Origin of the sequence: Phenylobacterium soli (assembly GCF_003254475.1) — a bacterium.
Classification (GTDB): Bacteria; Pseudomonadota; Alphaproteobacteria; order Caulobacterales; family Caulobacteraceae; genus Phenylobacterium; species Phenylobacterium soli.
Map to the genome: position 1 here is coordinate 1,406,470 of NZ_QFYQ01000001.1, position 24,159 is coordinate 1,430,628.

Genomic DNA, 24,159 nt, shown 5'->3' on the forward strand with positions numbered 1-24,159 from the left:
CGGTATGGCTTTCACGCGCGCCTGGCGGAACTTCAAGCGGATGCAGGACCTCACGGTCGCGGCCGCCGGACTGATCTATGCGGGCGCGGTGGTGCACGCCTTCGACCGTCTGCCGGGCGGCACGGCGGTGGTGCTGCGCTGGACCCTGATGTGGCCGGCGCTGTTCCTCCTGGTCTCGCTGTTCGTGCCGCTGGTCATCGCGCCCCTCAAGCGCTGGCTGGCGCGCTATGTGTGGATGAGCTTCCAGGCCGGCTTCGGCCAGACGCCGGGCTCGATCGTCACCGGCGTCGCCCTGCTGATGGGCGCGGCGCTGTTCATCTACTGGCAGGTGGCCTCTGTGCAGGCGACCGGCCGCTATCAGGCGAACGTCTTCTCGGCCTACGCCGCCGGCATCGGCATCCTCGCCGCCCAGGCGATCCTCGTCAGGGCGCTGGAGCAGCTGCCGGACGTGCGGGAGAAGATCGAGGAGCGGTAGGAAGGTCGTTCTCCCCTCAGGGGAGCATCTCTCAGACCTCGCCCTTGCCGCCGCCGTTCCTTGAGAAGTGGGCCAGGGTGCGCAGGCGGGCGAGGCGGGCGGAGTCGGCGTCGTAGTCGCTGCGGCGGTCGGAGACGAAGCCGTGGCCGGCCTCGTAGAGGTAGATCGGCAGGTCGGGATGGCGCTCGCGGATCTCCTCGATGCGCTCGGGCGGGATCGAGGCGTCGGTCTTGCCGAAGTGCAGGATGGTCGGCGCCCTGGGCGTCTCGTCCTTCAGCTCGCTGATCCGGCGGCCGTAGAAGCACGACGCGGCCGCCACGCCCTCGCAGCGGCAGGCGGCGAGCCAAGTCGCCGCCCCGCCCCAGCAGTAGCCGGTGACGAAGACGGGCGCCTGGAGGGCGTCGATGGCCGCCTGGGCGTCGCCGGCCACCTGGTCCCAGGGCGTCGCGGTGGAATACTGGACGCCCTTCTGGATGCTCTCGGGGCTGTAGTCGGCCGTGAAGCCGCGTTCCAGGCGGTCGTAGAACGCGGGCGCGATCACCTCGTAGCCGTCCTCGGCGAAGCCGTCGCAGAGCTCCTTGATGTGCTCGGTGACCCCGAAGATCTCCTGGATCAAGAGGAGACCGCCGCGCCGCGCGTCATTGGGCGGCGCGTGATAGGCGCCGAGCTCGAAGCCATCGAAGCGGCTCTTCAGGCGGATCATCTCGCCCATGGTCGCGCTCCTGCGGCTTCAGGCGTTGTCGAACAGCTCGAGGGTGCGGTGGCGGGCGAGGTCGGAGGCCTCGGCGTTGTAGCGCTCGGGGCTCTCGTTGTTGAAGCCGTGGCCGGCGGCCTCGTAGATATACACGGGCAGGTCGGGATGGTGCTGGTGCACGGCGGCCTCGACATCGTCGGCCGGGATGCCGGCGTCGAGGCGGCCGAGGTGGACGATCACCGGGCACTTCGGCTCGAGGGCGGCGTTCGCCTGGACCATGGAGCCGTAGTAGCTGGAGGCGGCCGCGATACCGTCGAGCTGGCAGGCCGAGAGCCAGGCCAGCGAGCCGCCGTAGCAGTAGCCGACGACGCACACCTTGGCGGCCCCGTGGCTCTTGAGGAAGTCGCGGCAGGCGGCGATGTCGGTCAGCGCCTGCTCGATCGGGGTGGCGCGGGCATGGCCGACGCCGGCCTGCAGGCCCGCCGGGTCGTGCTCGGCGGTGAAGCCCCATTCGCGCCGGTCGTAGAGCGAGGGCGCGACGGCGTGGTAGCCCATCTTCGCCCAGCGGCCGACGTCGGCGCGGATGTGGCGGTCGATGCCGAAGATCTCCTGGATGACGATCACCCCGCCCTTGGAGGGGGTGAAGGCCGGCTCGTGGTAGGCGGAGAACTCGAAACCGTCCGCGCCCGCGATCTTGATCGTCTCGCCCATCTCGCCCTCCCTGGAGGCTCTGTCCCGTTCGTCTCTAGACGTTGAAGCGGAAGTTCATCACATCGCCGTCGCGGACGACATAGTCCTTGCCTTCCTGGCGCAGCTTGCCCGCGTCCCGCGCGCCGGCCTCGCCCTTCAGGCGGACGTAGTCCTCATAGGCGATGGTCTCGGCACGGATGAAGCCCTTCTCGAAGTCGGTGTGGATGACGCCGGCCGCCTGCGGGGCGGTGTCGCCCTTGTGGATTGTCCAGGCGCGGGCCTCCTTCGGGCCGACCGTGAAGTAGGTCTGCAGGCCGAGCAGGTGGTAGGCCTCGCGGATCAGCTTGTTGAGGCCCGGCTCGGCGAGGCCGAGGGTCTCCAGGAATTCGGTGCGCTCGGCGGGCTCGAGGAGGGCGATCTCGCTCTCGATCTGGGCCGAGATCACGACATGGTCGGCGCCGTCGCGCTTGGCCCGTTCGGCCACCTGGTTGGAGAGCTCGTTGCCGGTCGCGGCGGAGGCCTCGTCGACGTTGGAGACGTAGAGCGCAGGCTTGGAGGTCAGAAGCTGCAGCATCCGCCAGGCCTTGTCGTCCTCGGCGGCTACGGTGGCCTTGCGGGCCGGACGGCCGGCGTTCAGCTCGGCCAGGGCGAGGTTCACCAGGCGCAAGGTGGTGGCGCTCTCCTTGTCGCCGGCCTTGGCGCGCTTCTCGAGGTTGGCGACGCGCTTCTCCAGGCTCTCGAGGTCGGCCAGCATCAGCTCGGTCTCGATGGTCTCGAGGTCGGCGATCGGGTCGACGCGGCCCTCCACGTGGGTGATGTCGTCGTCGATGAAGCAGCGGGCCACGAAGGCCACGGCGTCGCAGTCGCGGATGTTGGCCAGGAACTGGTTGCCCAGGCCCTCGCCCTTGGAGGCGCCGCGCACCAGGCCGGCCACGTCGACGAAGTTGATCCGCGCCGGGATGATCTCCTTCGAGGGGATGATCGCCGCCAGGGCCTCGAGCCGCGGCTCGGGCACGGCCACGTCGCCGGTGTTCGGCTCGATGGTGCAGAACGGATAGTTGGCCGCCTGGGCCGCCGCGGTCTGGGTCAGGGCGTTGAACAGGGTCGACTTGCCTACGTTGGGCAGCCCGACGATGGCGACTTTCAGGGCCATGGGGTCTCTACAGATCCTCTAGAATTCAATCCTTGCCGCGGGCGATGGCGCGCGGGTCGGCTTTCTCGGCGGGGGCGAGGCGCATGACCTCGGCCTGGTATTTGTCGTCCTCGCCGAGCGCCAGCATGGGGGCGGCGTCGGCGCAGGCCTGGAGCAGGGGCTCGACCCACTTGAGCTCGGCCTTGTGGAAGTCCGACAGCACGTGGCCGTGGACCAGCTCCTTGTCGCCGGGATGGCCGGTGCCGAGCCGGGCGCGGCGGAACTCCGCGCCGACCTGCGAGGTCACCGAGCGGACGCCGTTGTTGCCGGCCGCGCCGCCGCCGGTCTTCATCCGGAAGCGCCCGGGGGCGAGGTCGATCTCGTCGTAGAACAGGACGAGATCGGAGGGCTTGAGCTTGAAGAACTTGAGCGCCTCGCCGACCGCGCGGCCGCTCTCGTTGTAATAGGTCTGGGGCTTGAGGATCAGCGCCTTGACCGGGCCCTGCGGCGTCTCGATCGCGCCTTCGCTGGCGAGCCCCTGGAAGCGCTTCCGCTCAGGGCCGAAGCCCCAGCGGCGCGCGATCTCGTCCACGGCCATGAAGCCGATGTTGTGACGGTTCTTGGCGTAGGTCGGCCCTGGATTGCCGAGGCCGGCGATCAGCAGCACGGCGAGGCCTCCCCCTTAAGGGAAGGCGAGGGGATCAGCCCTCGCCGCCTTCGCTGGCTTCGGCGGCTTCAGCGCCTTCCGCAGCTTCCTCGGCCACTTCGGCCTGGACGCCGGTGACCGAGGCCACGACGGTGTCGCCGTCTACGGTCGCGGTGGCGTTGGCCGGCAGCTTGATGTCCGACACCTTGATGCTGTCGCCGATCTCGCGGCCGGTCAGGTCGATCACCAGCTCTTCCGGGATCTGGTCGGCCGGGACCGAGATGGTCAGGTCGTGCAGGGCGATGTTGAGCGTGCCGCCGCGCTTCAGGCCCGGAGCGTCGTCGTGGTTGCGGAAGTGCACCGGCACCGCGATCTTGATCTCCTGGTGCTCGTCCACGCGATAGAGGTCGAAGTGGATCGGCTCGTCGGTCACCGGGTGCATCTGCACGTCCTTGGCGATGACCGGCTGGGTCTCGGAGCCGTACTTCAGGGTCACGAGGTGGCCGAGCAGCTTGCCCGTGTAGAGCGCCTTGCGGAACTCGTTCGCCTTGACGGTGACGCCGACGGGATCCTTGTCGCCGCCGTAGAGCACGCCCGGGACCAGGCCTTCGCGACGGGCCGCGCGGGCCGCGCCCGTGCCGGCGCCCTGGCGCAGTTCAACGTTCAGAATGATCTCGGCCATGGCCTTGCCTCAAAACGAAGCCGCCGCGCGACCGGCGCGCGGCGACGGAAATTGGGTGCGCGTAGATACACAAAAGGCCCGCCCCGCGCAACGGGGCGGGAGACGAAAGCTTAAGGGCGCTTCCCCTTGAGGGTCCGCGCCCGGGACTTGGCGCCCTTGGCCGACCCTTTCGTGGAAACCGGGGTGAGCTGGACCGGCGGCGGCGGCGGCGCAGGTTCGGCCACGCCGACGCCCTTCATCAGGCACTGGCCGGTGTCCATCAGCACGTGCTGGCCGAGGCAGAAGACGTCCTCGTAGTGCGGCTTGGCCACCGCCAGGCACTGATAAAGGTTGAGCTTGGACATATTCAGGCACTGGGCCGAGGCCGGCTCGGCGGTGAGCGGCATCACCTGCTCGAGGCTGGCGTCGTCGGCGTAGCCGAGGGCTCCGAGCGCCGCCACCGCCAGGCTGCGGACCACCAGCGGCGTGTAGGGCGGGCTGGCCGGATCGGCGGCGAGGGTCATCGGCTGGCTGCCGGCGACGGCGAGCTCCAGCTTGGCGGTGATGTCGGTGGAGCCCGAGATCGGCGTCGCCGAGAGCTGCTTGGCCATGGCGAGCCGGCTCTCGCGGGCGGCCACGTCGCTCTTCGACCAGGCGTAGTGCTGGACGTCGTAGGCGGCCTGCTTCACGGCGCGACCCTGGTCGAGCAGCTTCTTGCCGTCGTCGCCCAGCGCGCTGGTGACCAGGCCCGCGGCGCTCTGGGCGCCGGTGATGCCCAGCACATAGGCCGGGTCCTTCATGATCGAATAGGCGACGGTACGGCGCTGGTCGGCGTCGGCGGCGTAGGTGCGCACGCCGGCGCGGAACGCCGGATCCTGCAGGGCGACCACGGCCCCGTAGGCGATGGCCCCGCGCAGGAACTGCCCCGGCTCGTACGATTCGCCGGTCTTCAGGCTCTGGGCGACGTTGGCGCCGTCGGTGAAGGCCGGCGAGATCTGGGCGGCGCGGTCGACGTAGGCGCGGTAGGCGCTGGCCTGGTCGAGCAGCTTGTTGGACAGGCTGACGCTCGGGACCGGCGGCGGCGCAGGCGGCGGCGGCGGCGGCGCGGGCTGGGCGCAGCCGGCCAGGATCGCGGTCGTCGCGACGGCGGCCAGCACCAGGCGGAGGCGGGCGGAACTCATCAACAGGCTTCCCCTCGAGCGAGTGGTCAAAGAACTAGCACTTGCCCCCCGAGAGAGTGTGGCCTTGCCCGGTAAACTCTTGCTGAGCAAGCGTGGCCGGGCGCCGCGGCGACAAATCCCCGCGGGCTGGAGACCGGAATTCTCCCCTTAGTCGAAGAGTTTGGAGACCGACTCTTCGTTGGCGATGCGACGGATCGCCTCGCCGATCAGCCCCGCGCAGGTGACCTGGCGGATCTTCTTCACGCCCTCGATGTGGTCGGGCTGGCCGATCGAATCGGTGATCACCAGCTCCTTGAGGACGGAGTTCTTCACCCGCTCGACGGCGGCGCCCGAGAGCACCCCGTGGGTGACGTAGGCCGAGACCTCCTTGGCGCCGGCGTCCATCAGCGACTGGGCCGCCGAGCAGAGGGTGCCGGCGGAATCGGCGATGTCGTCGAACATGATGAGGCGGCGGCCGGCGACGTCGCCGATGATGTTGGCCACCTCGCTCTTGCCGGGGCCCGAGCGGCGCTTGTCGACGATGGCGAGGTCGGCGTTCAGGCGGCTGGCCAGGGCCAGGGCGCGGACCACGCCGCCGACGTCCGGCGAGACGATCATCAGCTCGGAGGACTTCTCGTAGTTCTCCTTGATGTCCTGGGCCATCAGCGGGGCGGCCAGCAGGTTGTCGGTCGGGATGTCGAAGAAGCCCTGGATCTGGCCGGAGTGCAGATCCATCGTCAGCACGCGGTCGGCGCCGGCGCGGGTGATCAGGTTGGCGACCAGCTTGGCCGAGATCGGCGTGCGGCCGCCGGTCTTGCGGTCCTGCCGGGCGTAGCCGAAGTAGGGCATCACCGCCGTGATCCGCTTGGCCGACGCGCGCTTCAGCGCGTCGATGCAGATCAGCAGCTCCATCAGGTTGTCGTTGGCCGGGTAGCTGGTCGACTGGATGACGAAAACGTCTTCGCCGCGGACGTTCTCGTCGATGGTGACCCAGACCTCGTTGTCGGCGAAGCGCTTCACCTGGGCCTTGGTCAGGGGCACGTCCAGGTGGTCGGATACGGCCTGCGCCAACGTGTGGTTGGAGTTGCCGGCCAGCAGCTTCATCGGAGGCGCCCCGTCCTGATTTTCGGTGTTGCGCGCTTGTAGGCAGGGGGAGGGCCAGAGTCCAGCCACGCCTAGTCCAGCCACGCCTAGTCCAGCACGATGGCGGAGAGCAGGCGGCCGTAGTCGGGTTCGCCCTCTTTGAAGGCGCGGCGGTTGGAGAAGAACCAGTCCGCCTCCGCGCAGGTGTCGCGGCCGATCCACTCGCAGCGGGTGACGCCGGCGGCGCGCAGGCGGTCGAGCACGAAGGCCGGCAGGTCGAACTGGCGCTTGTCGTCGCTGACGCCGGTGGAGAAGTAGCGGCCGAACGCGGGATCGGCCTTCACGAACTCGGCGCGGAACTCCAGGCCCACCTCGTAGGAAGCCGGGCCGATGCAGGGGCCGACCACGGCGGTCATCCACTTCGGGCTCGCGCCAAGGCCCTGCATGCGCTTCACGGTCGCCTCGATCACCCCCGAGAGGGCGCCGCGCCAGCCGGCGTGGGTGGCGGCGACCACGCGCGCCTCCGGGTCGGCGATGAGGATCGGCGCGCAGTCGGCGGCGAGCGCGGCGCAGACCACGCCCGGCGTGGCGCTGACCACGGCGTCGGCTTGCGGCGGGCCGGCCGGCCACGGCCCGTCGGCCACCAGGGCGGTGGCCGAATGGACCTGGTAGGCGGTGACGATGGCCTCCTGGCCGAAATGGGCGGCGCAGCGGCGGCGGTTCTCGGCGACGGCCTCGGGATCGTCCTTGGAGCCGACGCCGACGTTGAGGCTCGAATAGATCCCCTCCGACACCCCGCCCTGGCGGGTGAAGAAGGCGTGGCGGACGCGCGGCAGCTCGGCCAGCAGGGGCGAGGTCAGGACGGGCGGCTCGCTCATGATCAGGCGTCCCTCTTTCAGGCGTCTTCGAAGGCGGGCGGGGTCCAGCCGGGAGAATGGATGCAGCAGGCCTTGAACAGCTCGCCCATCTGGTCGGCGGCCACCAGGCGGTTGAGCTGGCGGCCGATCATCGGCGCCTTGTCGGGCCGGGCGCGGACCAGGGCCTCGGCGCGCAGGCCGATGCCGAGGCGGGCCAGGAACTCGGCCTGGGTGAGGATGGCGGTCTCGGCGCCCTGCTGGCGGGCGGCTGCGACGACCGCCGGGAAGTCGGCGTGGACGGTGAGGTCGGCGGCGCCCGGATCCTCCAGGGGGTCGACGCGGCGATGGCGGCGGATCGCCTGCAGGGTGTCGCCGAATTCGGGCCGGTCGCGGCCGTAGTCGATCAAGAGGGCCGCGCCGCCGTCGCGCGCCACGCGCGAGCCGAGCTTGGCGCCCAGGGTCTCCTGGGCCAGCGACTGCTCATAGACCGCGCCCTCGGGCGCGTCGGGCAGCAGGCCCGCGGCCGGCGTGGCGTTGAGCGTGAAGCAGAGACCGCCCGCGCGGTCGAGGCCGACGAGCTGCTCGGCCCAGCCGGTGGCGGTGCGCACGAACTGGCGGACGGGCAGGCAGTCGAGGAGCTCGTTGGCGACGACGATCACCGGCGAGCCGCGCGGCACGTCGTCGAGCGAGGCGGCCCAGCGGGCCTGGTCGCCGAGGCGCTTCTCCTGCAGGGCGCGGAGCGGGGCGGAGGTCTCGACGAGCCAGACGTCGGCGGCCTCCAGAAAGCCCGGGGCCATGCGCGCGGCGCGCAGGATGTCGCTCATCAGGGTCCCGTCGCCGGGGCCCATCTCCACCAGGCGGACCTCTGCCGGTTCGCCCATCAGCACCCAGGCCGAGGCCGCCCAGACGCCGACCAGCTCGCCGAACATCTGGCTGATCAGGGGCGCGGTGATGAAGTCGCCGTCTTCGCCGAGCGCCGGGCGGGTCGCGTAATAGCCGTCCTGGGGATCGTGCAGGGCGGCGGTCATGAACTGGGCGACGGTGATCGGTCCGGTGTGGGCGATCTGGGCCGCCAGCCGGTCACGCAGGCTCATCGGCCGTCTTGGTGTCCTGGGCGTCCTGGGCCAGATGGGCTTCCTCGTCGGCCAGCGCCGGCGGCAGGGGCTCCTTGAGGCCGCGCCAGATCAGCCAGGCGCCGACCAGCACCATGGGCGCGGACAGCATCATCCCCATGGTCAGGCCGAACGGGAAGTTGGGCATGTAGCTGTCCGGCTCGCGGACGTTCTCGAGGCTGATGCGGATGAGGCCGTAGCCCATGGCGAACATGCCGAGCACCACGCCGCGGCGGTTCAGCAGCTTCCTGCCGTGGGTGCCCCACCGCAGGATGAGGAAGAGGGCCAGGCCCTCGAGCGCGGCCTCGTAGAGCTGGCTCGGATGGCGCGGCTCCGGGCCGGCGCCCGGGAAGACGATGCCCCAGGGCAGGTGCGTCGGGCGGCCCCAGAGCTCGCCGTTGATGAAGTTGGCGATGCGCACGAAGAAGCCGCCGATCGGCTCCACCGCGACCACGAGGTCGCCGAGCCGCAGCGGGTCGATCCTGTTGACCCGGCAGAAGATCAGGCCGGAGATCAGCACGCCGAGCGCGCCGCCGTGGAAGCTCATGCCGCCGTGCCAGGTCTTCAGGATCTCGACCGGATCGGTCCAGATCAGCTCGGGCGTATAGAAGAAGACGTGCCCGAGGCGGCCGCCGACGATCACGCCGAGCGTCGCCCAGAGGATGAAATCGTCCATCTTCTCGGCGGTCAGGGGCGGCGGGCGGTTCAGCCACAGCCGGCGATTGCGGATCATCGAGACGGCGTAGCGCCAGCCCAGGAGGATCGCCGCCACATAGCCCAGGGCGTACCAGCGGATGGCGATCGGTCCGATGTGAACCAGCACCGGATCGAAATTCGGGAATGGCACGGGTTGGCGGCTCCGGCGTTCAGCAACGAGGCTAACGAGGCTTTAGACGAGAACCCCGACGCTTTCACCCCCTCGCTTTCACGGCCCTCGGGGCCATATAAGGGAGCAAAGGCAGGCAGAAGCCCGCCGCAGAGCTTAGAGATGCAGACCCAGAATCCCTTCCTCGACGAAATGGCCAAGCTGACCACCGCCGCCATGGGCCTCGCCCAGGCGGCCGGCGACGAGGCGAAGGCCGCCTTCCGTTCCCAGGCCGATCGGATCGCCGCCGAACTCGACCTGGTGCGACGCGAGGACTTCGAGGCCCTGAAAGCCGAGCTGGCCGCGCTTCGCGCCGAAGTGGCCGCGCTTCGTGGCGGCGGTGACGCCGCACAAGCGTCCACAGCCGCGCCGAAAGACGTCCCCTGATCATCCACCGAAAACACGCGAATGTGGGCCAAGCCTGGGAAGAACCGGGTGACGGCCAAGCCGCGAAACAGCTTACTTTCAATATCGCAGGCGATTCGGGGGCGACGCCCGCTCCCTTCGCCACCTGCGAAAGGACCTCGGGTCTATGGACATTCAGTCTGACGACAACGTCCTGATCGGCAACGATCCCCTCGATGTGGTGGAACACGTCCTCACCGCCGAGAACCTGCCTTTCGATCGCACCGAAGACGGCGATCTCGCCTTCTCCCTGGCCGGCGACTGGAAGGACTACGAGCTGTGGTTCGCCTGGCGGCCGGAAGGCGAGTGCCTCCAGCTGTGCCTGTCCATCGACCTGACCGTGCCGAAGGAGCAGCGGGTCGCGGCCTACGAGCTGCTGGCCGCCGTCAATCCGCGCGTCTGGCTCGGCCACTTCGAGGTCTGGGAAGACGGCGAGATCATCTTCCGCCACGGCATGCCGCTGATGGCCGGCGAACAGCCGAGCCTGGCCCAGGCCGCGGCGATGATCGACGTCGCCGTCGAGTGCGCCGACCGCTTCTACCCGGCCTTCGACTTCCTGGTGCGCGGCGCCAAGTCGCCCAAGGAAGCCATCGCCGCCTGCATGTTCGAGACCGTCGGCGAAGCCTGACCTGAGCTGTCATCCCGGAAGGCCGCGCCAGCGGCTTGTCCGGGATCCATGAACACCTGATGGCGCGGGTCGGCTCTCGGGACGGCCCCGCCAGATCCTGAGCCTCGACGCTTATGGGGCCCGGTCTTCTCCCTTCGGTCGAAACCGGGATGACACTGGGATTTGGCCCGCTAGTTTGGCCTCGATGATCACTCCCATTCTGATGCTGGGCGCCGGGCGCATGGGCGGCGCGATCCTGGAGGGCTGGCGGCGCGCCGGCGCCTTCACCGCCGCCGACGTCATGATCTGCGACCCGCAGCCTAGCGAGGCGGCCCTCGCCCTGGCGCTCGACGGCGCCCAGCTCAATCCGCCCGAGGCCGAGCTGGCCCGGGCGAAGACGGTGATCCTGGCGGTGAAGCCGCAGGTCTGGGCCGACACCGCCGCGCAATACGTCCCCTGGCTGGCGGCCGACGCCGTGATCGTCTCGATCGCCGCCGGCGTGCGCGCCAGGGACATCGCCAAGGAGTTCGGCGGGCGCTGCGTGGCGCGGGTGATGCCGACCACGGCGGCGGCGATCAACCAGGGCACCGCCAGCCTCTACTCCGACGATCCGGCCGCGCTCGCCCGGGCGCACGCCCTGTTCGAGCCGCTCGGCGCGGTCGTCGACCTGACCGACGAGCGCCAGATGCACGCGGCCACGGCGGTCTCCGGCTCGGGGCCGGCCTATCTCTACGCCTTCGCCGAGGCCCTGGAGGCGGCCGCCGTGGCCGCGGGCCTGCCGGCCAGGGACGCCGCGCGCCTGGCGCGCTCGACCCTCACCGGCGCCGCCGCCCTGCTGGCCGAGGGCCAGGCCGAGCCGGCCGAGCTGCGCCGCCAGGTGACCTCGCCCGGCGGCACCACCGAGGCGGCGCTGAAGGTGCTGATGGCCGAGACCGGGCTGGAGCCCCTGCTGCGCGAGGCCGTGGCCGCCGCCGTGCGCCGGTCGACCGAACTCGGCGGCTAGCGGCGGGTCAGTTGGCCCGCGTCCAGGTCTCGCTGTCGCAGACCATCAGCACGCACCCCTCGACCTGCAGCCGATTGCGGCTCAGGGCCTTGAGCTTGCCCGCATAGGTCTTGCCGGACTCCGCGTCGTAGATCTTGCCGCCGGTCCAGCGGCCGGGGCCGGCGCTCTGCATGTCGCGCACCACGAGGAGGCCGACCAGCGGCCGTCCGCGCAGGGCCTTGTCGGGATTCATGACGTCGCGGGTCGGCTTGTGCACCGGGTCCTGCAGCCAGGTGACCGCGCCGCACATCCTCGCCGGGGCGTAGCTGCAGGGCGCGATGGCGACCTTGGCCGCGCCGTCCTCGGTCAGCCATTCGCCGGTGGCGGGATCGGCGCCCGTCATGGCGGCGGGCGCGAGGAGGGCGAGGGCGCTGGCGAGAGCGGGAAGGATCATGGCCGGTCCATCTTGCAGCGGAATGCGGCGCGGCGGGGGCGGCGTTAGCCGGGCAGCCGAAGCACCGCCCGCAGGCCGCCCAGCGGAGAGCGGTCGAGGGTGATGTCGCCGCCGTGGCCGCGCGCCACGTCGCGGGCGATGGCGAGGCCGAGGCCTACGCCCTTGGTGTTCTGGTTGCGCGCCTCGTCGAGGCGGCCGAACGCCTTGAAGGCCTCCTCGTAGCGGCCTTCGGGAATGCCGGGCCCGTCGTCGTCCACCAGGATCTCAACCCCGCCCTGCGGCCGCGGCCGGGCCGCGACCGCGACCTGCTCCCCGTGCACCGCGGCGTTCATGACGAGGTTGGAGAGGGCGCGCTTCAGGGCGTTGGGGCGCACCTCGCCCATCAGGTTCGGATCGGCCTCGACACTGACCTTGGCGCCGGCGCGCACGGCGCCCTCGCAGACCTCCTCGATCAGGTCGCGCAGGCGCACGGCTTCGACCGCCTCGCCGCCCTCGCCGCGGGCGAAGGCCAGGTACTCGTCGATCATGTGCTCCATCTCGGAGACGTCACGCTTCATGTCGGCGGTGCGCTTGGTCGGCTCGATGAGGGCGAGCGAGAGCTTCAGCCGGGTGAGGGGGGTGCGCAGGTCGTGGCTCACCGAGGCCAGGAGATTGGTGCGCTGCTCGATGTGGCGCTGGATGCGCGAGCGCATGGCCAGGAAGGCGGTGGCCGCGCGGCGCACCTCCTTGGCCCCGTGTGGCTTGAAGGCGACCATCTCGCCGCCCCGGCCGAAGGCCTCGGCGGCGTCAGCCAGGCGCTCGATGGCCCGGACCTGGTTGCGGATGAACAGGATGGCGATGGCGGTGAGGAGCACCGTGGCCACGGTCATCCAGAGGACGAAGATGTGGCCCTGGGTGGCGAAGGCGCGGTCGCGCGGGGCGAGCACCCGCAGCACCCCGCCGGGCACCGCCACGCGGATGTCGACGTAGGCCGGGTAGCGGGTGGTGTCGAACCAGAACGGATCGTCCAGCCGCTCCTGCAGCGCTCGCTCGAGGCTGCGGTCGATGGGGGCGAAGAAGGGCTCGAACAGCACCGGCGGGTCGCGGCGCGTGGCCGGCAGCTTGCGGCCCTTCTGGAAGGCGATGGAGAGGCTCATGGAGTCCTCGGCCCGCTGCGACAGCTTGGCGAAGGATTCCGGGCTCGGGTCGTCCTTGTAGCTCTCGACGGCCCAGGCGATGTCGCCGGCCAGGCCCTCGGACAGGCGGCTGGTGACGGTCTTCCAGTGGGCGTCGAAGAAGACGTAGGTGACCGCCACCTGCATCAGCGCGATCGGCAGGACGATGATCAGCAGCGAGCGGCCGAAGAGGGTGGTCGGCATCCGCCGCTTGATCCAGCGGCCCAGCATGCGGGAACGCAGGCGCATCAGTCCGGGGCCAGCATGTAGCCGACGCCGCGCACGGTCTGCAGGTAGCGGGGCGCCTTGTGGTCGCGCTCGATCTTGCGGCGCAGGCGGGTGACCTGGACGTCCACCGCCCGGCCCGACGGGTCCACGGAGCCGCGGGCGAGTTCGAGGCGGTCCACCGGCTCGTGCGGCGTGCGGGCGAGCTGGCGGAGCAGCGCCACCTCGGCCTCGGTCAGGCGCACCAGCTCGCCGTCGCAGGTCAGCTCCCCGCGCTCCGGATCGAACTGGCAGCGGCCCAGCGACAGCGGCTCGCCCACATGGTTCGGCCGGTCCTGGGCGCGGCGCAGGATGGCCTCGATGCGCAGCAGCAGCTCCTCTGGCTCGAAGGGCTTGGCCAGGTAGTCGTCGGCGCCGAGCCTGAGGCCCTCGATGCGGTCGCCGGGTTCGCCGCGGGCGGTCAGCATGAGCACCGGCGTCTTGCCGGCCGGCGCGCGCTGGTCGCGCAGCCATCGGGTCAGGGAGAAGCCGTCCTCGCCGGGCATCATCACGTCGAGCACGGCGAGGTCGAAGGACAGGCTCTCGATCAGCCGGCGGGCCGGCGCGCCGCCGGACGCCGCCGTCACCCGGAAGCCGGCGCGGGTCAGGTACTCCTTGAGGAGCTCGCGGATGCGGTCGTCGTCGTCGACGACCAGCAGGTGGCGGCCGCGGGATTCGCTCATCGCGCGCCTCCTGCTGAGGGCGCGCCGGCCGTCGGGTTGCGGGCGCGGCCGCCGGCCAGTGCGGCGAGGATGCGCCGCGAGCCGGCGACGCCCTCGAGCCCGGCCGCGCGGTAGGCGTGGATCAGCTCGTCGCGCAGGCTGGCGGTGACCGCGGCCTCGAAGGCCTCGCCGCGGGCGGTCAGGCGGGCCGAGCGGCGGCGGCCGTCGAGATCGCCGGCGCTCTTCTCGATCAGGCCCTTGGCGGCGAGGTCGACGAGGATGCGGCTGGCGGCCTGCTTGGAGAGGCTGGTGAGGTGGGCGAGGTCCTGCACCCCGACGCCCGGCCGGCGGCGCAGCAGGAAGGCGGCGCGCCAGTGCGAGCGGCCGAGCCCCAGCCCCTGGGCCTCGAGGCTGCGGTCGACGGCGCTCCACACGGCGGCCTCGGCCAGGAGCAGCAGCTCGAGGCCGGCGTCCAGCTCGTCCTCGCGCAGGATGAGCCGCGGATCGGCGGGCGCGTTCACGGCTTGAGCCCCAAGGAATTCACCCCATTTCGTTTGACGCGGCCCCCTTCGCGGAGTTGAAGGGGGGCCGTACGAAAGGAGGTCTTTCCCTCATGTCTATAGTTCCCTTCGACGATCGCGACGGTTGGATCTGGCTGGACGGCCAGTTCGTGCCCTGGCGCGAGGCGAAGGTGCACGTACTCACGCACGGCCTGCATTATGCGTCGGCCGTGTTCGAGGGCGAGCGGATGTACGGGGGCGAGATCTTCGAGCTGACGGCGCATACCGAGCGACTGTTCAAGTCCGCCGAGATCCTCGACATGGAAATTCCGTTCACCGTGGCCGAGATCGATCAGGCGTGCAAGGACACCTGCGCCAAGAACGGGCTGGAGGACGCCTACCTGCGCCCGATCGCCTGGCGCGGCTCCGAGATGATCGGCGTTTCGGCCCAGAACACCAAGACCCACGTCGCCATCGCGGTGTGGGACTGGCCGAGCTACTTCTCGCCTGAAGCGCGGGCCAAGGGCATCCGCCTGACCTGGGCCAAGTACAAGCGTCCGAGCCCCGAGACCGAGCCCGTCCACGCCAAGGCGGCCGGCCTCTACATGATCTGCACCCTCTCGAAGCACGCCGCGGAGAAGGAGGGCTACACCGACGCGATGATGCTCGACTACCGCGGCTACATCGCCGAGAGCACCGGCTCGAACGTGTTCTTCATCCAGGACGGGGTGATCCACACCCCGCTCGCCGACTGCTTCCTCAACGGGATCACCCGGCAGTCGGTGATCAAGCTGGCCCGCGAGAAGGGCTTCGAGGTGGTCGAGCGGCACATCAAGCCGGAGGAGCTCGCGGGCTTCACCGAATGCTTCGTGACCGGCACGGCGGCCGAGATCACCCCGGTGGCCGAGATCGGCGAGTACACTTTCAAGCCGGGCAACATCTCGCTCAGCCTGATGGACGACTATTCCAAGATGGTCCGTCGCCAGCTGGTGATGGCCTAGAGACAAGGCCTCCCCCATCTCGCGATGGGGGAGGTTGCTCACGCCACGATGGCGTAGGGGCGGGGATATTCCTCGTCGCGGGCGAGGTAGATGACGCCCAGGATCAGCCGCACCACCATGTAGACCCAGGCCAGGCCGACGATCAGGCCGCCGGCCATCACCATCGGCACGCCCACCAGGATCAGGCTGAGCGGCACGCCGACCAGCAGCAGGGCGCCGCCGACGGCGAAGCCCGCGAGGCTGATCCAGAAGGTGCGGATCAGGTAGGTGTAGTGGCTGTACATCTTGGGCCCGGCCTGGTCGCGGCTGGCGTAGGCGATGATCAGGCCGATGATCGTCGTCAGGCCGTGGGTCAGGCCGATGAAGTAGAGCGCGTAGCAGACGCCCGGCAGGGTGCGGTCCTCGACGGGCGTGGCGGTGGTGTTGACGTTGTCGGTCATGGGGCATGGCCCTCCCACGCCCGATCATGCCGCAACGCCCCTGTTACGCCAGTTACAGTTTCCTCACCTGACGTCGCGGGCGTGCGTACTCAGCGCGCGAGGGTGATCTCGACGCCGGCGCCGACCGCGTGCGGCGCGAGCGCCAGGGGCTTTTCCACACGCACCCGGGCGCGGGTGACGCGCCCGTCGGCCAGGCAGGCGCGGGCCAGCCGCTCGGCGAAGGTCTCGACCAGGGCGATGTGGCCCTCGCCGGCCACCCGCTGGGCGGCCTCCAGGATGGTCTCGTAGTTCAGGGTGTCGGCCAGCTTCTCGGCGCCGGCGGTGGGCACCTCCAGCTCGACGTCCACGACGAGCGGCTGCACCTTGCCGATCTCGTGCTTGTAGATGCCGATTTCGGCCTGGACGTTGAGGCCGGTCACGAAGACCTTGCTCATGACGACGGTGGGTTCGCTCACGCCGCTCAGCTCCACGACAGGTGCTGGCCGGAATCGACGGCGATCATCTGGCCGGTCACCGCGCGGGCGTCGACCAGGTACCTGAGCGCGGCGGCGATCTCGGCCGGATCGGACGGGCGCTGCAGGAGGGTGGAGCGGACCTCGGCGGCGAAGTCCTCCTCGGTCTGGTGGATCGAGGCCAGCGTCGGGCCGGGCCCGATGCCGTTGACGCGGATCCGCGGCGCCAGGTCCTGGGCCAGCATGCGGGTGGCCTCCCACAGGGCCGCCTTGGACAGCGAGTAGGAGAAGAACTCCGGCGTCGGCTTCCAGACCCGCTGGTCGAGGATGTTGACGATCAGGCCCTCGCGGTCGGCGGGCAGCCGGCGGGCGAAGGCCTGGGCCAGCACCAGGGGCGCGCGGAGGTTGGTCTCGATGTGCGCGTCCCAGGAGGCGCGGTTCATGTCGGAGAAGGCGTCACGCTCGAAGACGCTGGCGCAGTTGACCAGCAGGGTGACGGGGCCGAGCTCGGCCTCCACCTCGCCGACCAGGGCGACGGTGGTCGATTCCTTGCGCAGGTCGCAGGCCACGATCTGCGCCTTGCGTCCGCGGGCGCGCACCTCGGAGGCGGCGGCCTCGGCGTCGTCGTCGACGCTGCGGACATGGATGGCGACGTCGAATCCCAGGTCGGCGGCGGCCGCCACCAGCGCCCGGCCGATGCGCCGCGCGCCGCCCGTCACCAGCGCCGCGCCGCGCGCAGCCATGGCGGACGTCACCCTCTCAGGCCCGTCTCAGGCTCAGTCGAAGCGGCCGAACTCGTACTTGTTGAGGGCGGCGATCACGACGAGGAAGATGATGATGGCGGCGATGCCGAGCATGGTGGGGCTCCGAAGCTTTCACCCGCGGCTTTAGCGAGGCGCCCGCGCCGCCGCAAGCGGCCTTATGGAACGCGCCAAATTGACGAAGCGGGGCGCGCCTGATCCAACTCCGCCGCGCCGCCAGGCGGCCTTCGGATCGGGGGACGACTTCTCATGACGAGCAACCGGCGCATCGTCCTCACCAGCGACCACACCGCGATCGGCCTCCGGCAGACGATCGCGGTCCACATCGCCGCCCAGGGCTGGGAGGCCGTCGACATCGGCCCGACGACGCCGGAGAGCACGCCCTATCCCGAACACGGCGCGGCGGCGGCGCGGATGGTGGCCTCCGGCGACTGCCGGTTCGGCGTCATCCTGTGCGGCACGGGCCAGGGCATCATGATGGCGGCCAACAAGGTGAAGGGCGTCCGCTGCGGGGTCTGCGGCGACACCTTCTCGGCGCGGATGATCCGCCAGCATAACGACGCCAACATGATCGCGATCGGCGCCCGCGTGGTCGGCGAGGGCCTCGCGCTCGACATCGTCGACGCCTTCCTGGCCGCCGCCTTCGAGGGCGGTCGGCACGCGCCGCGGGTGGAGATGATCAAGGCCCTGGAGGCCTAGGCCGCCCTCGGCGGCGGCCCCTTGGCTCTGGCCCGCAGAATGTGGCTTGCTGCCTCCGCCAGACAAGAACGATGGGGAGGAGTTCAGGGACGATGCCGCTTTCAGCCATTCCGACCGAGGCGTTCGTCAAGATCGCCGAGGGGATCGACCGGCCCGAGGACGTCGTGGTCGGCAAGGACGGGCGCGTCTTCGCCTCCGACCACCAGTGCGCCGTCGCCGAGATCTTCGCGGACGGCAGCTTCAAGCGCCTGGGCCCGAAGGGCGGCGCGCCCAACGGCATCAACATGGACGCCCAGGGCCGGATCGTGATCGCCAACTTCGGCATCTACGACCGCGAGGAAGGTCCGCTGCAGCGGTTCGATCCGGCCAGCGGCGAGCACGAGACCCTGCTGGCCGGGGTCGGCGGCAGGCGGCTGACCTCGTCCAACTATCCGGTGATCGACCGGGCCGGGAACATCTGGTGCGCCAACTCCACCCATGCGGAGACCTGGCCCCAGGCGCTGGACGGGCGGCCGGACGGCTTCATCTTCGTGCTGCGGCCGGACGGCTCGTCCGACGTGGTCGCCGAAGGACTGAAGTTCCCGAACGGCATGGCGCTCTCGGCAGACGAGCGCTGGCTCTATTGCGCCCAGACGAGCGGCGCGGACGTCGTCCGTTTCGCCGTCCTGCCGGTCGGACGGCTGGGGCCCGGCGAGCGCTATGGCCCCGTGCTCGGCAAGCTGCAGGGGGCCGGCGAGGCGATCGACCACAACGAGCTCGGCTACACCGACGGCGTCGGGCTGGATGCGGAAGGCAATCTCTGGGTCTGCCTGCCGGCGGCCAACAAGGTGGTGGCGATCCGGCCCGACGGAAGGGTGGTCACCGTCTTCCATGACCCTACGGGAGCCGTGATCAATCATCCGACCAACGTCACCTGGGGCGGGCCCGACCTGAGGGACCTCTACGTCGGCTCGATCCGGGCGGATTATGTGCTCAAGGGGAGGTCCCCGGTTGCGGGCCAGCCCCTGGTGCATCAACTGTAGCGACGGCGGGGCTTCCCAGGTTACCGCCGATCACTAAAATGAGCGTTTGAAAGCCGGGGCCGATGGCTCCCAGCCAGCCAGACAGACGATCAACGAACGAACGGTCCAGGAGGACGTCCATGCGCGAGTACCTCAAGTTTTATATCGATGGCCAATGGGTCGAGCCTTCCGAGAAGAAGACGCTCGACGTCATCAACCCGGCCAACGAGGAAGTCTGCGGCAAGATCGCGCTCGGTAACGCGGCCGACGTCGACAAGGCCGTGAAGGCCGCCAAGAAGGCCTTCGCGTCCTGGTCGCAGACCAGCCGCGAGGAGCGGATCGAGGTCCTGGGCCGGATCCTGGCCGAGTACCAGAAGCGCTTCGGCGACCTGGCCACCGCCGTCACCGAGGAAATGGGCGCCCCGGCCTCGCTGGCCCAGCGCGCGCAGGTGCCGATCGGCATGGCGCACCTGGCCACCGCCGTCGAGGTCCTCAAGACCTTCAAGTTCGAGGAAGACCGCGGCCCGACCATGCTCGTGAAGGAGCCGATCGGCGTCTGCGGTTTCATCACGCCCTGGAACTGGCCGCTCAACCAGATCGTCTGCAAGGTGGCGCCGGCCATCGCGACGGGCTGCACCATGGTGCTGAAGCCGTCGGAAGTGGCGCCGTTCTCGGGCCACATCTTCGCTGAGATCATGCATGCGGCGGGCGTGCCGGCCGGCGTGTTCAACCTGGTGCACGGCGACGGCATCGGCGTCGGCGTGCCGCTCTCCAGCCACCCGGACGTGGACATGGTGTCCTTCACCGGCTCGACCCGCGCCGGCATCGAGGTGGCCAAGAACGCCGCCCCGACCGTCAAGCGCGTGGCCCAGGAGCTGGGCGGCAAGAGCCCGAACATCGTCCTCGACGACGACGCGTTCGCCAAGGGCGTGAGCCGCGGCGTGGTCACCATGATGACCAACTCCGGCCAGTCCTGTAACGCCCCCTCGCGGATGTTCGTGCCGAAGAAGCGCATGGACGAGGCGATCGCGGTGGCCCGCGAGACGGCCGCCCAGGTCACTGTAGGCGACCCGAACGGCAACGCCCAGCTCGGCCCGGTGGTCTCCGAGGTCCAGTTCAAGAAGATCCAGGGCCTGATCCAGAAGGGCATCGACGAGGGCGCGACCCTGGTCATTGGCGGCACGGGCCGTCCGGAAGGCCTCGACAAGGGCTACTATGTGAAGCCCACCGTCTTCGCCAACGTGACCAACGACATGACCATCGCCCGCGAGGAGATCTTCGGGCCGGTGCTGTCGATCCTGGGCTACGACACCCTCGACCAGGCGATCGCTGAGGGCAACGACACCGAATACGGCTTGGCCGGCTACGTGCAGGCGGCGGACCTCAACAAGGCCCGCGAGGTCGCCCGCAAGATCCGCGCGGGCCAGGTGTCGATCAACGGCGGCGGCGGCGACATGATGGCGCCGTTCGGCGGCTACAAGATGAGCGGCAACGGGCGCGAGTGGGGCGACTTCGCCTTCCACGAGTTCCTCGAGACCAAGGCCATCCTCGGCTACGCGCCGAAGGAAGCCGCCGAGTAACACCGCCAAGACGACTGCAGGGGGCCGCCGGAAGAGCGGCCCCCTCTTTCATTAGGGAAGGTCAATCCGATGGGCGCCATCGATCCGCATTTCCAGGCCATGCTCGAGGCCCAGGCCAAGGCGATGGAGGGCCAGACCCTGCCGCCGCTGGACCAGACCCCGCCGGACATGGTCCGCGCCGGCTATGTGATGCAGCGCCAGGCCCAGGACCAGAACGCGCCCAAGGACCTCGACGTCCGCGACTTCTCCATCCCCGGCCCGCATGGCGACATCCCGGTGCGCCTCTATGAGCCGCAGGGCCTGGGCAAGCCGTCCGGCCTGCTGGTCTATTATCATGGCGGCGGCTGGGTGATCGGCGACCTCGACACCCACGACGGCCACTGCCGCCGCATGGCGCGCTGGGGCAATTGCCGGGTGATGGCGGTGCACTATCGCCTGGCCCCCGAGCATCCGTTTCCCAAGGGACACGACGACGCCCTGGCGGCCGCCAAGTACGCCTTCGACCACTGCGTCGACCTCGGCGTCGATCCCAAGCGCATCGCGGTCGGCGGCGACTCCGCCGGCGGCAACCTGGCCGCCTCGGTGGCCCTCGACCTGAAGGACGACCAGAGCCGCCAGCTGGCCTTCCAGCTCCTGCTCTATCCGGCCCTGACCGACGAGTGGGAGACCCCGTCGCGCAAGACCCTCGACGGCCCGCTGCTGACCTTCGAGGCCATGCGCTGGTTCGAGAAGCTGCTGGCCGCGGCCGGCCATCCGGAGGCGCACCGCCTGTCGCCGATGAAGGCCGCCGAGCTGCGGGGCGTGGCCCCGGCCCTGGTGGTCACCGCCGGCCACGACTGCCTGAAGGACGAGGGCTTCGCCTACGCCGAGCGGCTGAAGGACGCCGGGGTCGAGGTGCGCCACGTGGAGTACCCCGCGCTGGTGCACGACTTCTACATCATGGCCGACGTCTCGCCGGCGGTGATCGAGGCGGCCAAGGAGACGGCCGCGGCGCTCAAGGCCAAGATCGGCTAGGTCGGTTCGAGTTCGGTGTGCGCGCGGACGGTCTCCGCCCGCCGCCCGGCCGACAGCGCCAGCCAGATGGCCGGCGCGCACATCAGGGCGCCCTGGATGTAGGGCCCGTCGATCGTCAGTCCCGAGAACGACAGCCCGGCGCAGAACGGGCCGATGACGCGCGCCGCCGCGCCCATGGCGTTGTTCAGGCCCAGGATCTGGCCCTGCCGCTGCGGGTCGGCGGTCTGGGAGATCAGGGCCGAGACGTTGGGCCAGGCGACCGAGGTGCCGATCGCCGACAGGCTCATCAGGGCGATGGTCATCGGCCCGCCGACCGAGAACGGCTGCAGCGCCATGCAGAGCATGACGATGGCCATGCCGACGGCCAGCATCACGCCCTGGCCGAAGCGCTCGGAGAGCGGCGCGGTGACGGTCATCTGGGTCAAGGCCGAGGCGACGCCGACGAAGGCGAAGGCGACGCCCACGTCGCGCGGGCCCCAGCCGAACTTGGCCTGGGTCCACAGGCCGAAGACGCTCTCGACGCCGGTGAAGGCGAAGCCGGCCATGAAGGTGACCAGGAACAACCGGCCGATCACCGGATGCCGATAGGCCTCGCCGAAGGCCGCCCAGCGGTTGGGCCGGAAGGTGTTGGTCAGGTCGCGCGCGCGGCTCTCCTTGATGAACAGCGCGATGCAGATCGCCGAGGTGGCGAACAGGCCCGAGGCGATGAACAGCGGCAGCTGGAAGCCGATCGGCCCGAGGCTCGGCTTGGCGAAGAAGCCGCCGAGCGAGGGACCGACGATCAGGCCGACGTTCCACGAGGCGCTCATCCAGCTCATCACCCGCGTGCGCTTCTCCGGCGCCGTGACGTCGGCCAGATAGCCCTGGACCACCGAGCCGTTGCCGCTGGAGAGCCCGCCGAGCAGGCGGATGAGAAAGGCGATGCCCGCGTTGGGCGCGAAGGCGAGGGCGAAATAGCAGAGGGCGTTGCCGCAGATGGTCGAGATCAGGAGCGGCTTGCGGCCGTACTTGTCCGACAGCCGGCCCCAGAACGGCTCGCCGAAGAAGGTGCCCACCGAGAAGGCCGAGAAGATCAGGGCGATCATCCAGGCCGGCGCGTTGAACGACTTGGCGTAGAAGGGCAGCAGCGGGACGATGATCCCGAAGCCGAGCTGGTTCAAGAAGATCAGGGCGATCAGCGACGGCGCCGCCCAACGAGGCGGCGACGCCTCTCGCGGCGCAGAGTCTGACATGAGTTAACGCTGGTAAGCTGCCCCGCGCGAGGGGGCAAGCCGGCGCACGCGGGTCTAGGGCGCCTTGGCGGCCGCCTGTTGCCGCCGAAGCTCAGCGTCGAAGGCCGCCTCGCCCTTTTCGAAGTAGGCCTTGCAGCCGGCGGGGTCGACGAAGGCGTCGGCCTGGCCGGCCTCCAGCGCCGCGCGCTTGGCCTTCAGGTTGAAGAACATGCCGTGGCTGGCCAGGAAGACGTCGCACGGCAGGCTGCGCCAGGTGGCGTAGCTGCGCCGATAGTCGGCCGCGATGCCGGGATAGGATTCCTTGCCGGCCAGCCGGTACATCGGCAGCACCGAATTCGAGCAGAGCACCATCGCCTGGCGCGTCTGGCCGGCGACGGTCACGGGGAAGGTCCAGGTCGTGCAGCCGCGGGTGTGGCCGGGGGTGATGTGGGCGGTCAGGGTCCAGCCGCCGAGGCTGACCTTCTGGCCGTCGGCGAGGGTGCGGTCCGGCGTCACCGGCGGATAGGCGGCGGCGTCGCCGAGGCCGAAGTCGCCTTTGCCGCCGCGGGCCATCAGGGCGCCGTCGAGCTTGCTGGCGTAGAGGACGGCGCCGGTCTCGCGCTTCAGCTGGGCGAGGCCGCCGGCATGGTCGATGTGGGCGTGGGTGGAGAGCAGGACCTTCACCTGCCGGGGGCCGAAACCCAGGGTGCGGATGTTGGCGAGGATCTGCGGCGCGGTGCTGGGGTAGCCGCCGTCGATCAGGACGAGCCCGTCCCGGGTCTTCAGGAGGAAGGCGGTGATGTCCGAGGCGCCGACGTAATAGAGCCCCTCGCCGATCTTGAACGGCGCGACGGGATCGTTGTCGTGCGGCAGGGCGAGCGCCTGGGTGGCCGCAAGCGCCGACATGGCGGCGAGCGCAATTCCGAATGTCCGCATAGTCCCCCCTTACCGATCTGCCGGCGAGTATGGACGGCGGGGCGAGCAAAAGAAAATGGCCGGGGAGATCCCCGGCCATCTGCGAACTCTGTCCAGTGATCCGACGCCTAGCGCGGGGCCAGGATCATGATCATCTGGCGGCCTTCCATGCGCGGCTCGTACTCCACCTTGGCCACCGGCTCGAAGTCCGCCTTCACCTTCTGAAGCAGCTTCATGCCAAGTTCCGGGTGAGCGAGCTCGCGACCGCGGAAGCGCAGGGTGACCTTCACCTTGTCGCCTTCCTCGAAGAAGCGGTGCATCGAGCGCGACTTCACTTCGTAGTCGTGGATGTCGATGTTGGGGCGGAGCTTGATCTCCTTGATCTCCACCACCTTCTGCCGCTTGCGCGCCTCGTTCTTCTTCTTCTGCTCCTGGAACTTGAACTTGCCGTAGTCCAGGATCTTGCAAACGGGCGGATCCGCGTTGGGGACGATCTCCACGAGATCGAGGCCCGCCTCTTCGGCCGCTTCGATGGCGGCGGAGGTGGGCATCACGCCCTGCTTCTCACCGTTCTGGTCGATGAGGAGGACGCGGGGAACGCGGATGTCTTCGTTCATGCGCGGGCCGTCTTTGACGGGTGGCGCTTGCATGGGGCGGCGAATAGGCGGTGCTCCGTATGTTG

Annotated in this window: 29 protein-coding genes; 9 read left to right on the plus strand and 20 right to left on the minus strand. The window is 69.9% G+C overall.

Going from position 1 to position 24,159, the window contains the following annotated elements:
- Positions 1–4 precede the first annotated feature (4 nt).
- Complete coding sequence (locus DJ017_RS06975) at positions 5–475, plus strand: hypothetical protein (RefSeq protein WP_111528036.1); 471 nt, start codon at positions 5–7, stop codon at positions 473–475.
- 31 nt (positions 476–506) lie between these two features.
- Here DJ017_RS06975 and DJ017_RS06980 read toward each other — a convergent pair whose 3' ends face one another.
- The 10 genes from DJ017_RS06980 to lgt all read right to left on the minus strand — a co-directional run bounded on the left by DJ017_RS06980 (position 507) and on the right by lgt (position 9,357).
- A complete protein-coding gene (locus tag DJ017_RS06980; protein WP_111528037.1) occupies positions 507–1,187 on the minus strand; it encodes a dienelactone hydrolase family protein in 681 nt (226 codons plus the stop codon).
- A gap of 18 nt (positions 1,188–1,205) precedes the next feature.
- Positions 1,206–1,880: a dienelactone hydrolase family protein gene (locus DJ017_RS06985; protein WP_111528038.1), complete on the minus strand. Its 675-nt coding sequence runs from the start codon at positions 1,878–1,880 to the stop codon at positions 1,206–1,208.
- Between the two features lie 34 nt (positions 1,881–1,914).
- The gene (gene ychF / locus DJ017_RS06990; protein ID WP_111528039.1) at positions 1,915–3,012 is read right to left on the minus strand and encodes a redox-regulated ATPase YchF; all 1,098 of its coding nucleotides are present in this window, start codon (positions 3,010–3,012) and stop codon (positions 1,915–1,917) included.
- A 25-nt stretch (positions 3,013–3,037) separates the two neighbouring features.
- Positions 3,038–3,658, minus strand: a complete 621-nt coding sequence (gene pth / locus DJ017_RS06995; RefSeq protein WP_111528040.1) for an aminoacyl-tRNA hydrolase — start codon at positions 3,656–3,658, stop codon at positions 3,038–3,040.
- 34 nt (positions 3,659–3,692) lie between these two features.
- Positions 3,693–4,319, minus strand: coding sequence for a 50S ribosomal protein L25/general stress protein Ctc (locus DJ017_RS07000; RefSeq protein WP_111528041.1), 627 nt, complete (start codon positions 4,317–4,319; stop codon positions 3,693–3,695).
- Between the two features lie 110 nt (positions 4,320–4,429).
- Entirely contained in the window at positions 4,430–5,479 is a 1,050-nt protein-coding gene (locus tag DJ017_RS07005; protein ID WP_319417942.1) for a hypothetical protein, read from the minus strand.
- Between the two features lie 147 nt (positions 5,480–5,626).
- Positions 5,627–6,562: a ribose-phosphate pyrophosphokinase gene (locus tag DJ017_RS07010; protein WP_111528043.1), complete on the minus strand. Its 936-nt coding sequence runs from the start codon at positions 6,560–6,562 to the stop codon at positions 5,627–5,629.
- An 86-nt stretch (positions 6,563–6,648) separates the two neighbouring features.
- Positions 6,649–7,419 carry a peptidoglycan editing factor PgeF gene (gene pgeF / locus DJ017_RS07015; protein WP_111528044.1) on the minus strand — a complete coding sequence of 257 codons (771 nt, stop codon included), beginning with the start codon at positions 7,417–7,419 and terminating at the stop codon, positions 6,649–6,651.
- Positions 7,420–7,436: 17 nt separating this feature from the next.
- On the minus strand, positions 7,437–8,492 hold the full coding sequence (locus tag DJ017_RS07020; protein ID WP_111528045.1) for a class I SAM-dependent methyltransferase: 1,056 nt from the start codon (positions 8,490–8,492) through the stop codon (positions 7,437–7,439).
- Complete coding sequence (lgt, locus tag DJ017_RS07025) at positions 8,479–9,357, minus strand: prolipoprotein diacylglyceryl transferase (RefSeq protein WP_111528046.1); 879 nt, start codon at positions 9,355–9,357, stop codon at positions 8,479–8,481. Before lgt ends, DJ017_RS07020 begins: the two co-directional genes overlap by 14 nt.
- 141 nt (positions 9,358–9,498) lie before the next feature.
- Between lgt and DJ017_RS07030 the strand changes: the two genes are divergently transcribed.
- The 3 genes from DJ017_RS07030 (at position 9,499) to proC (ending at position 11,390) form a co-directional block, all read left to right on the plus strand.
- Positions 9,499–9,762 (plus strand): accessory factor UbiK family protein, encoded by a 264-nt coding sequence (locus tag DJ017_RS07030; RefSeq protein WP_111528047.1) that lies wholly within the window; start codon positions 9,499–9,501, stop codon positions 9,760–9,762.
- Between the two features lie 145 nt (positions 9,763–9,907).
- Positions 9,908–10,408, plus strand: a complete 501-nt coding sequence (locus tag DJ017_RS07035) for a type III secretion system chaperone family protein (RefSeq protein WP_111528048.1) — start codon at positions 9,908–9,910, stop codon at positions 10,406–10,408.
- 187 nt (positions 10,409–10,595) lie between these two features.
- Positions 10,596–11,390, plus strand: coding sequence for a pyrroline-5-carboxylate reductase (gene proC, locus DJ017_RS07040; protein WP_111530002.1), 795 nt, complete (start codon positions 10,596–10,598; stop codon positions 11,388–11,390).
- A gap of 7 nt (positions 11,391–11,397) precedes the next feature.
- Here proC and DJ017_RS07045 read toward each other — a convergent pair whose 3' ends face one another.
- Genes DJ017_RS07045 through DJ017_RS07060 form a run of 4 tightly spaced genes read right to left on the minus strand, consistent with a single transcriptional unit; the run spans position 11,398 to position 14,424 of the window.
- Positions 11,398–11,823: a DUF2147 domain-containing protein gene (locus tag DJ017_RS07045; RefSeq protein ID WP_111528049.1), complete on the minus strand. Its 426-nt coding sequence runs from the start codon at positions 11,821–11,823 to the stop codon at positions 11,398–11,400.
- Positions 11,824–11,867: 44 nt separating this feature from the next.
- Positions 11,868–13,226 carry an ATP-binding protein gene (locus tag DJ017_RS07050; RefSeq protein WP_111528050.1) on the minus strand — a complete coding sequence of 453 codons (1,359 nt, stop codon included), beginning with the start codon at positions 13,224–13,226 and terminating at the stop codon, positions 11,868–11,870.
- Positions 13,226–13,924: a response regulator gene (locus DJ017_RS07055; RefSeq protein ID WP_111528051.1), complete on the minus strand. Its 699-nt coding sequence runs from the start codon at positions 13,922–13,924 to the stop codon at positions 13,226–13,228. The genes DJ017_RS07050 and DJ017_RS07055 overlap by 1 nt, the downstream gene beginning before the upstream one ends.
- Positions 13,921–14,424: a MarR family winged helix-turn-helix transcriptional regulator gene (locus DJ017_RS07060; RefSeq protein WP_111528052.1), complete on the minus strand. Its 504-nt coding sequence runs from the start codon at positions 14,422–14,424 to the stop codon at positions 13,921–13,923. The genes DJ017_RS07055 and DJ017_RS07060 overlap by 4 nt, the downstream gene beginning before the upstream one ends.
- Positions 14,425–14,516: 92 nt before the next feature.
- Between DJ017_RS07060 and DJ017_RS07065 the strand changes: the two genes are divergently transcribed.
- On the plus strand, positions 14,517–15,404 hold the full coding sequence (locus DJ017_RS07065) for a branched-chain amino acid aminotransferase (protein WP_111528053.1): 888 nt from the start codon (positions 14,517–14,519) through the stop codon (positions 15,402–15,404).
- 38 nt (positions 15,405–15,442) lie between these two features.
- Here DJ017_RS07065 and DJ017_RS07070 read toward each other — a convergent pair whose 3' ends face one another.
- From DJ017_RS07070 to DJ017_RS07080, 3 genes are all read right to left on the minus strand, one after another.
- Entirely contained in the window at positions 15,443–15,844 is a 402-nt protein-coding gene (locus tag DJ017_RS07070; protein ID WP_111528054.1) for a DUF4870 family protein, read from the minus strand.
- Between the two features lie 89 nt (positions 15,845–15,933).
- Positions 15,934–16,299 carry a dihydroneopterin aldolase gene (gene folB, locus DJ017_RS07075; RefSeq protein ID WP_377284535.1) on the minus strand — a complete coding sequence of 122 codons (366 nt, stop codon included), beginning with the start codon at positions 16,297–16,299 and terminating at the stop codon, positions 15,934–15,936.
- Between the two features lie 5 nt (positions 16,300–16,304).
- On the minus strand, positions 16,305–17,039 hold the full coding sequence (locus DJ017_RS07080) for an SDR family oxidoreductase (protein ID WP_111528055.1): 735 nt from the start codon (positions 17,037–17,039) through the stop codon (positions 16,305–16,307).
- A 267-nt stretch (positions 17,040–17,306) separates the two neighbouring features.
- Between DJ017_RS07080 and rpiB the strand changes: the two genes are divergently transcribed.
- The 4 genes from rpiB to DJ017_RS07100 all read left to right on the plus strand — a co-directional run bounded on the left by rpiB (position 17,307) and on the right by DJ017_RS07100 (position 21,351).
- Entirely contained in the window at positions 17,307–17,756 is a 450-nt protein-coding gene (gene rpiB / locus DJ017_RS07085; RefSeq protein ID WP_111528056.1) for a ribose 5-phosphate isomerase B, read from the plus strand.
- 92 nt (positions 17,757–17,848) lie between these two features.
- On the plus strand, positions 17,849–18,778 hold the full coding sequence (locus DJ017_RS07090; protein WP_111528057.1) for an SMP-30/gluconolactonase/LRE family protein: 930 nt from the start codon (positions 17,849–17,851) through the stop codon (positions 18,776–18,778).
- Between the two features lie 119 nt (positions 18,779–18,897).
- Complete coding sequence (locus DJ017_RS07095) at positions 18,898–20,337, plus strand: aldehyde dehydrogenase family protein (protein WP_111528058.1); 1,440 nt, start codon at positions 18,898–18,900, stop codon at positions 20,335–20,337.
- A 69-nt stretch (positions 20,338–20,406) separates the two neighbouring features.
- Positions 20,407–21,351, plus strand: coding sequence for an alpha/beta hydrolase (locus DJ017_RS07100; RefSeq protein ID WP_111528059.1), 945 nt, complete (start codon positions 20,407–20,409; stop codon positions 21,349–21,351).
- Here DJ017_RS07100 and DJ017_RS07105 read toward each other — a convergent pair.
- From DJ017_RS07105 to infC, 3 genes are all read right to left on the minus strand, one after another.
- The gene (locus DJ017_RS07105) at positions 21,348–22,583 is read right to left on the minus strand and encodes an MFS transporter (protein ID WP_111528060.1); all 1,236 of its coding nucleotides are present in this window, start codon (positions 22,581–22,583) and stop codon (positions 21,348–21,350) included. The two genes, DJ017_RS07100 and DJ017_RS07105, sit on opposite strands and share 4 nt — an antisense overlap.
- 54 nt (positions 22,584–22,637) lie before the next feature.
- Positions 22,638–23,468 carry a subclass B3 metallo-beta-lactamase gene (bla, locus tag DJ017_RS07110; RefSeq protein ID WP_165830548.1) on the minus strand — a complete coding sequence of 277 codons (831 nt, stop codon included), beginning with the start codon at positions 23,466–23,468 and terminating at the stop codon, positions 22,638–22,640.
- 137 nt (positions 23,469–23,605) lie between these two features.
- A complete protein-coding gene (gene infC, locus DJ017_RS07115) occupies positions 23,606–24,127 on the minus strand; it encodes a translation initiation factor IF-3 (RefSeq protein ID WP_111528062.1) in 522 nt (173 codons plus the stop codon).
- Positions 24,128–24,159: the final 32 nt, after the last annotated feature.

What these genes read in the sequence shown, in the direction of transcription:
- infC (WP_111528062.1), bottom strand. Translation starts at nt 24,127, where the DNA reads ATGCAAGCGCCACCCGTCAAAGACGGCCCGCGCATGAACGAAGACATC.
- DJ017_RS07035 (WP_111528048.1), top strand. Translation starts at nt 9,908, where the DNA reads ATGGACATTCAGTCTGACGACAACGTCCTGATCGGCAACGATCCCCTC.
- DJ017_RS06980 (WP_111528037.1), bottom strand. Translation starts at nt 1,187, where the DNA reads ATGGGCGAGATGATCCGCCTGAAGAGCCGCTTCGATGGCTTCGAGCTC.
- DJ017_RS07005 (WP_319417942.1), bottom strand. Translation starts at nt 5,479, where the DNA reads ATGAGTTCCGCCCGCCTCCGCCTGGTGCTGGCCGCCGTCGCGACGACC.
- DJ017_RS07000 (WP_111528041.1), bottom strand. Translation starts at nt 4,319, where the DNA reads ATGGCCGAGATCATTCTGAACGTTGAACTGCGCCAGGGCGCCGGCACG.
- bla (WP_165830548.1), bottom strand. Translation starts at nt 23,468, where the DNA reads ATGTCGGCGCTTGCGGCCACCCAGGCGCTCGCCCTGCCGCACGACAAC.
- DJ017_RS07100 (WP_111528059.1), top strand. Translation starts at nt 20,407, where the DNA reads ATGGGCGCCATCGATCCGCATTTCCAGGCCATGCTCGAGGCCCAGGCC.
- DJ017_RS06975 (WP_111528036.1), top strand. Translation starts at nt 5, where the DNA reads ATGGCTTTCACGCGCGCCTGGCGGAACTTCAAGCGGATGCAGGACCTC.
- DJ017_RS07050 (WP_111528050.1), bottom strand. Translation starts at nt 13,226, where the DNA reads ATGCGCCTGCGTTCCCGCATGCTGGGCCGCTGGATCAAGCGGCGGATG.
- DJ017_RS07055 (WP_111528051.1), bottom strand. Translation starts at nt 13,924, where the DNA reads ATGAGCGAATCCCGCGGCCGCCACCTGCTGGTCGTCGACGACGACGAC.
- DJ017_RS07010 (WP_111528043.1), bottom strand. Translation starts at nt 6,562, where the DNA reads ATGAAGCTGCTGGCCGGCAACTCCAACCACACGTTGGCGCAGGCCGTA.
- DJ017_RS07020 (WP_111528045.1), bottom strand. Translation starts at nt 8,492, where the DNA reads ATGAGCCTGCGTGACCGGCTGGCGGCCCAGATCGCCCACACCGGACCG.
- DJ017_RS07090 (WP_111528057.1), top strand. Translation starts at nt 17,849, where the DNA reads ATGCCGCTTTCAGCCATTCCGACCGAGGCGTTCGTCAAGATCGCCGAG.
- ychF (WP_111528039.1), bottom strand. Translation starts at nt 3,012, where the DNA reads ATGGCCCTGAAAGTCGCCATCGTCGGGCTGCCCAACGTAGGCAAGTCG.
- DJ017_RS07080 (WP_111528055.1), bottom strand. Translation starts at nt 17,039, where the DNA reads ATGGCTGCGCGCGGCGCGGCGCTGGTGACGGGCGGCGCGCGGCGCATC.
- DJ017_RS07045 (WP_111528049.1), bottom strand. Translation starts at nt 11,823, where the DNA reads ATGATCCTTCCCGCTCTCGCCAGCGCCCTCGCCCTCCTCGCGCCCGCC.
- DJ017_RS07030 (WP_111528047.1), top strand. Translation starts at nt 9,499, where the DNA reads ATGCAGACCCAGAATCCCTTCCTCGACGAAATGGCCAAGCTGACCACC.
- DJ017_RS06985 (WP_111528038.1), bottom strand. Translation starts at nt 1,880, where the DNA reads ATGGGCGAGACGATCAAGATCGCGGGCGCGGACGGTTTCGAGTTCTCC.
- pgeF (WP_111528044.1), bottom strand. Translation starts at nt 7,419, where the DNA reads ATGAGCGAGCCGCCCGTCCTGACCTCGCCCCTGCTGGCCGAGCTGCCG.
- DJ017_RS07065 (WP_111528053.1), top strand. Translation starts at nt 14,517, where the DNA reads ATGTCTATAGTTCCCTTCGACGATCGCGACGGTTGGATCTGGCTGGAC.
- DJ017_RS07105 (WP_111528060.1), bottom strand. Translation starts at nt 22,583, where the DNA reads ATGTCAGACTCTGCGCCGCGAGAGGCGTCGCCGCCTCGTTGGGCGGCG.
- DJ017_RS07070 (WP_111528054.1), bottom strand. Translation starts at nt 15,844, where the DNA reads ATGACCGACAACGTCAACACCACCGCCACGCCCGTCGAGGACCGCACC.
- rpiB (WP_111528056.1), top strand. Translation starts at nt 17,307, where the DNA reads ATGACGAGCAACCGGCGCATCGTCCTCACCAGCGACCACACCGCGATC.
- DJ017_RS07095 (WP_111528058.1), top strand. Translation starts at nt 18,898, where the DNA reads ATGCGCGAGTACCTCAAGTTTTATATCGATGGCCAATGGGTCGAGCCT.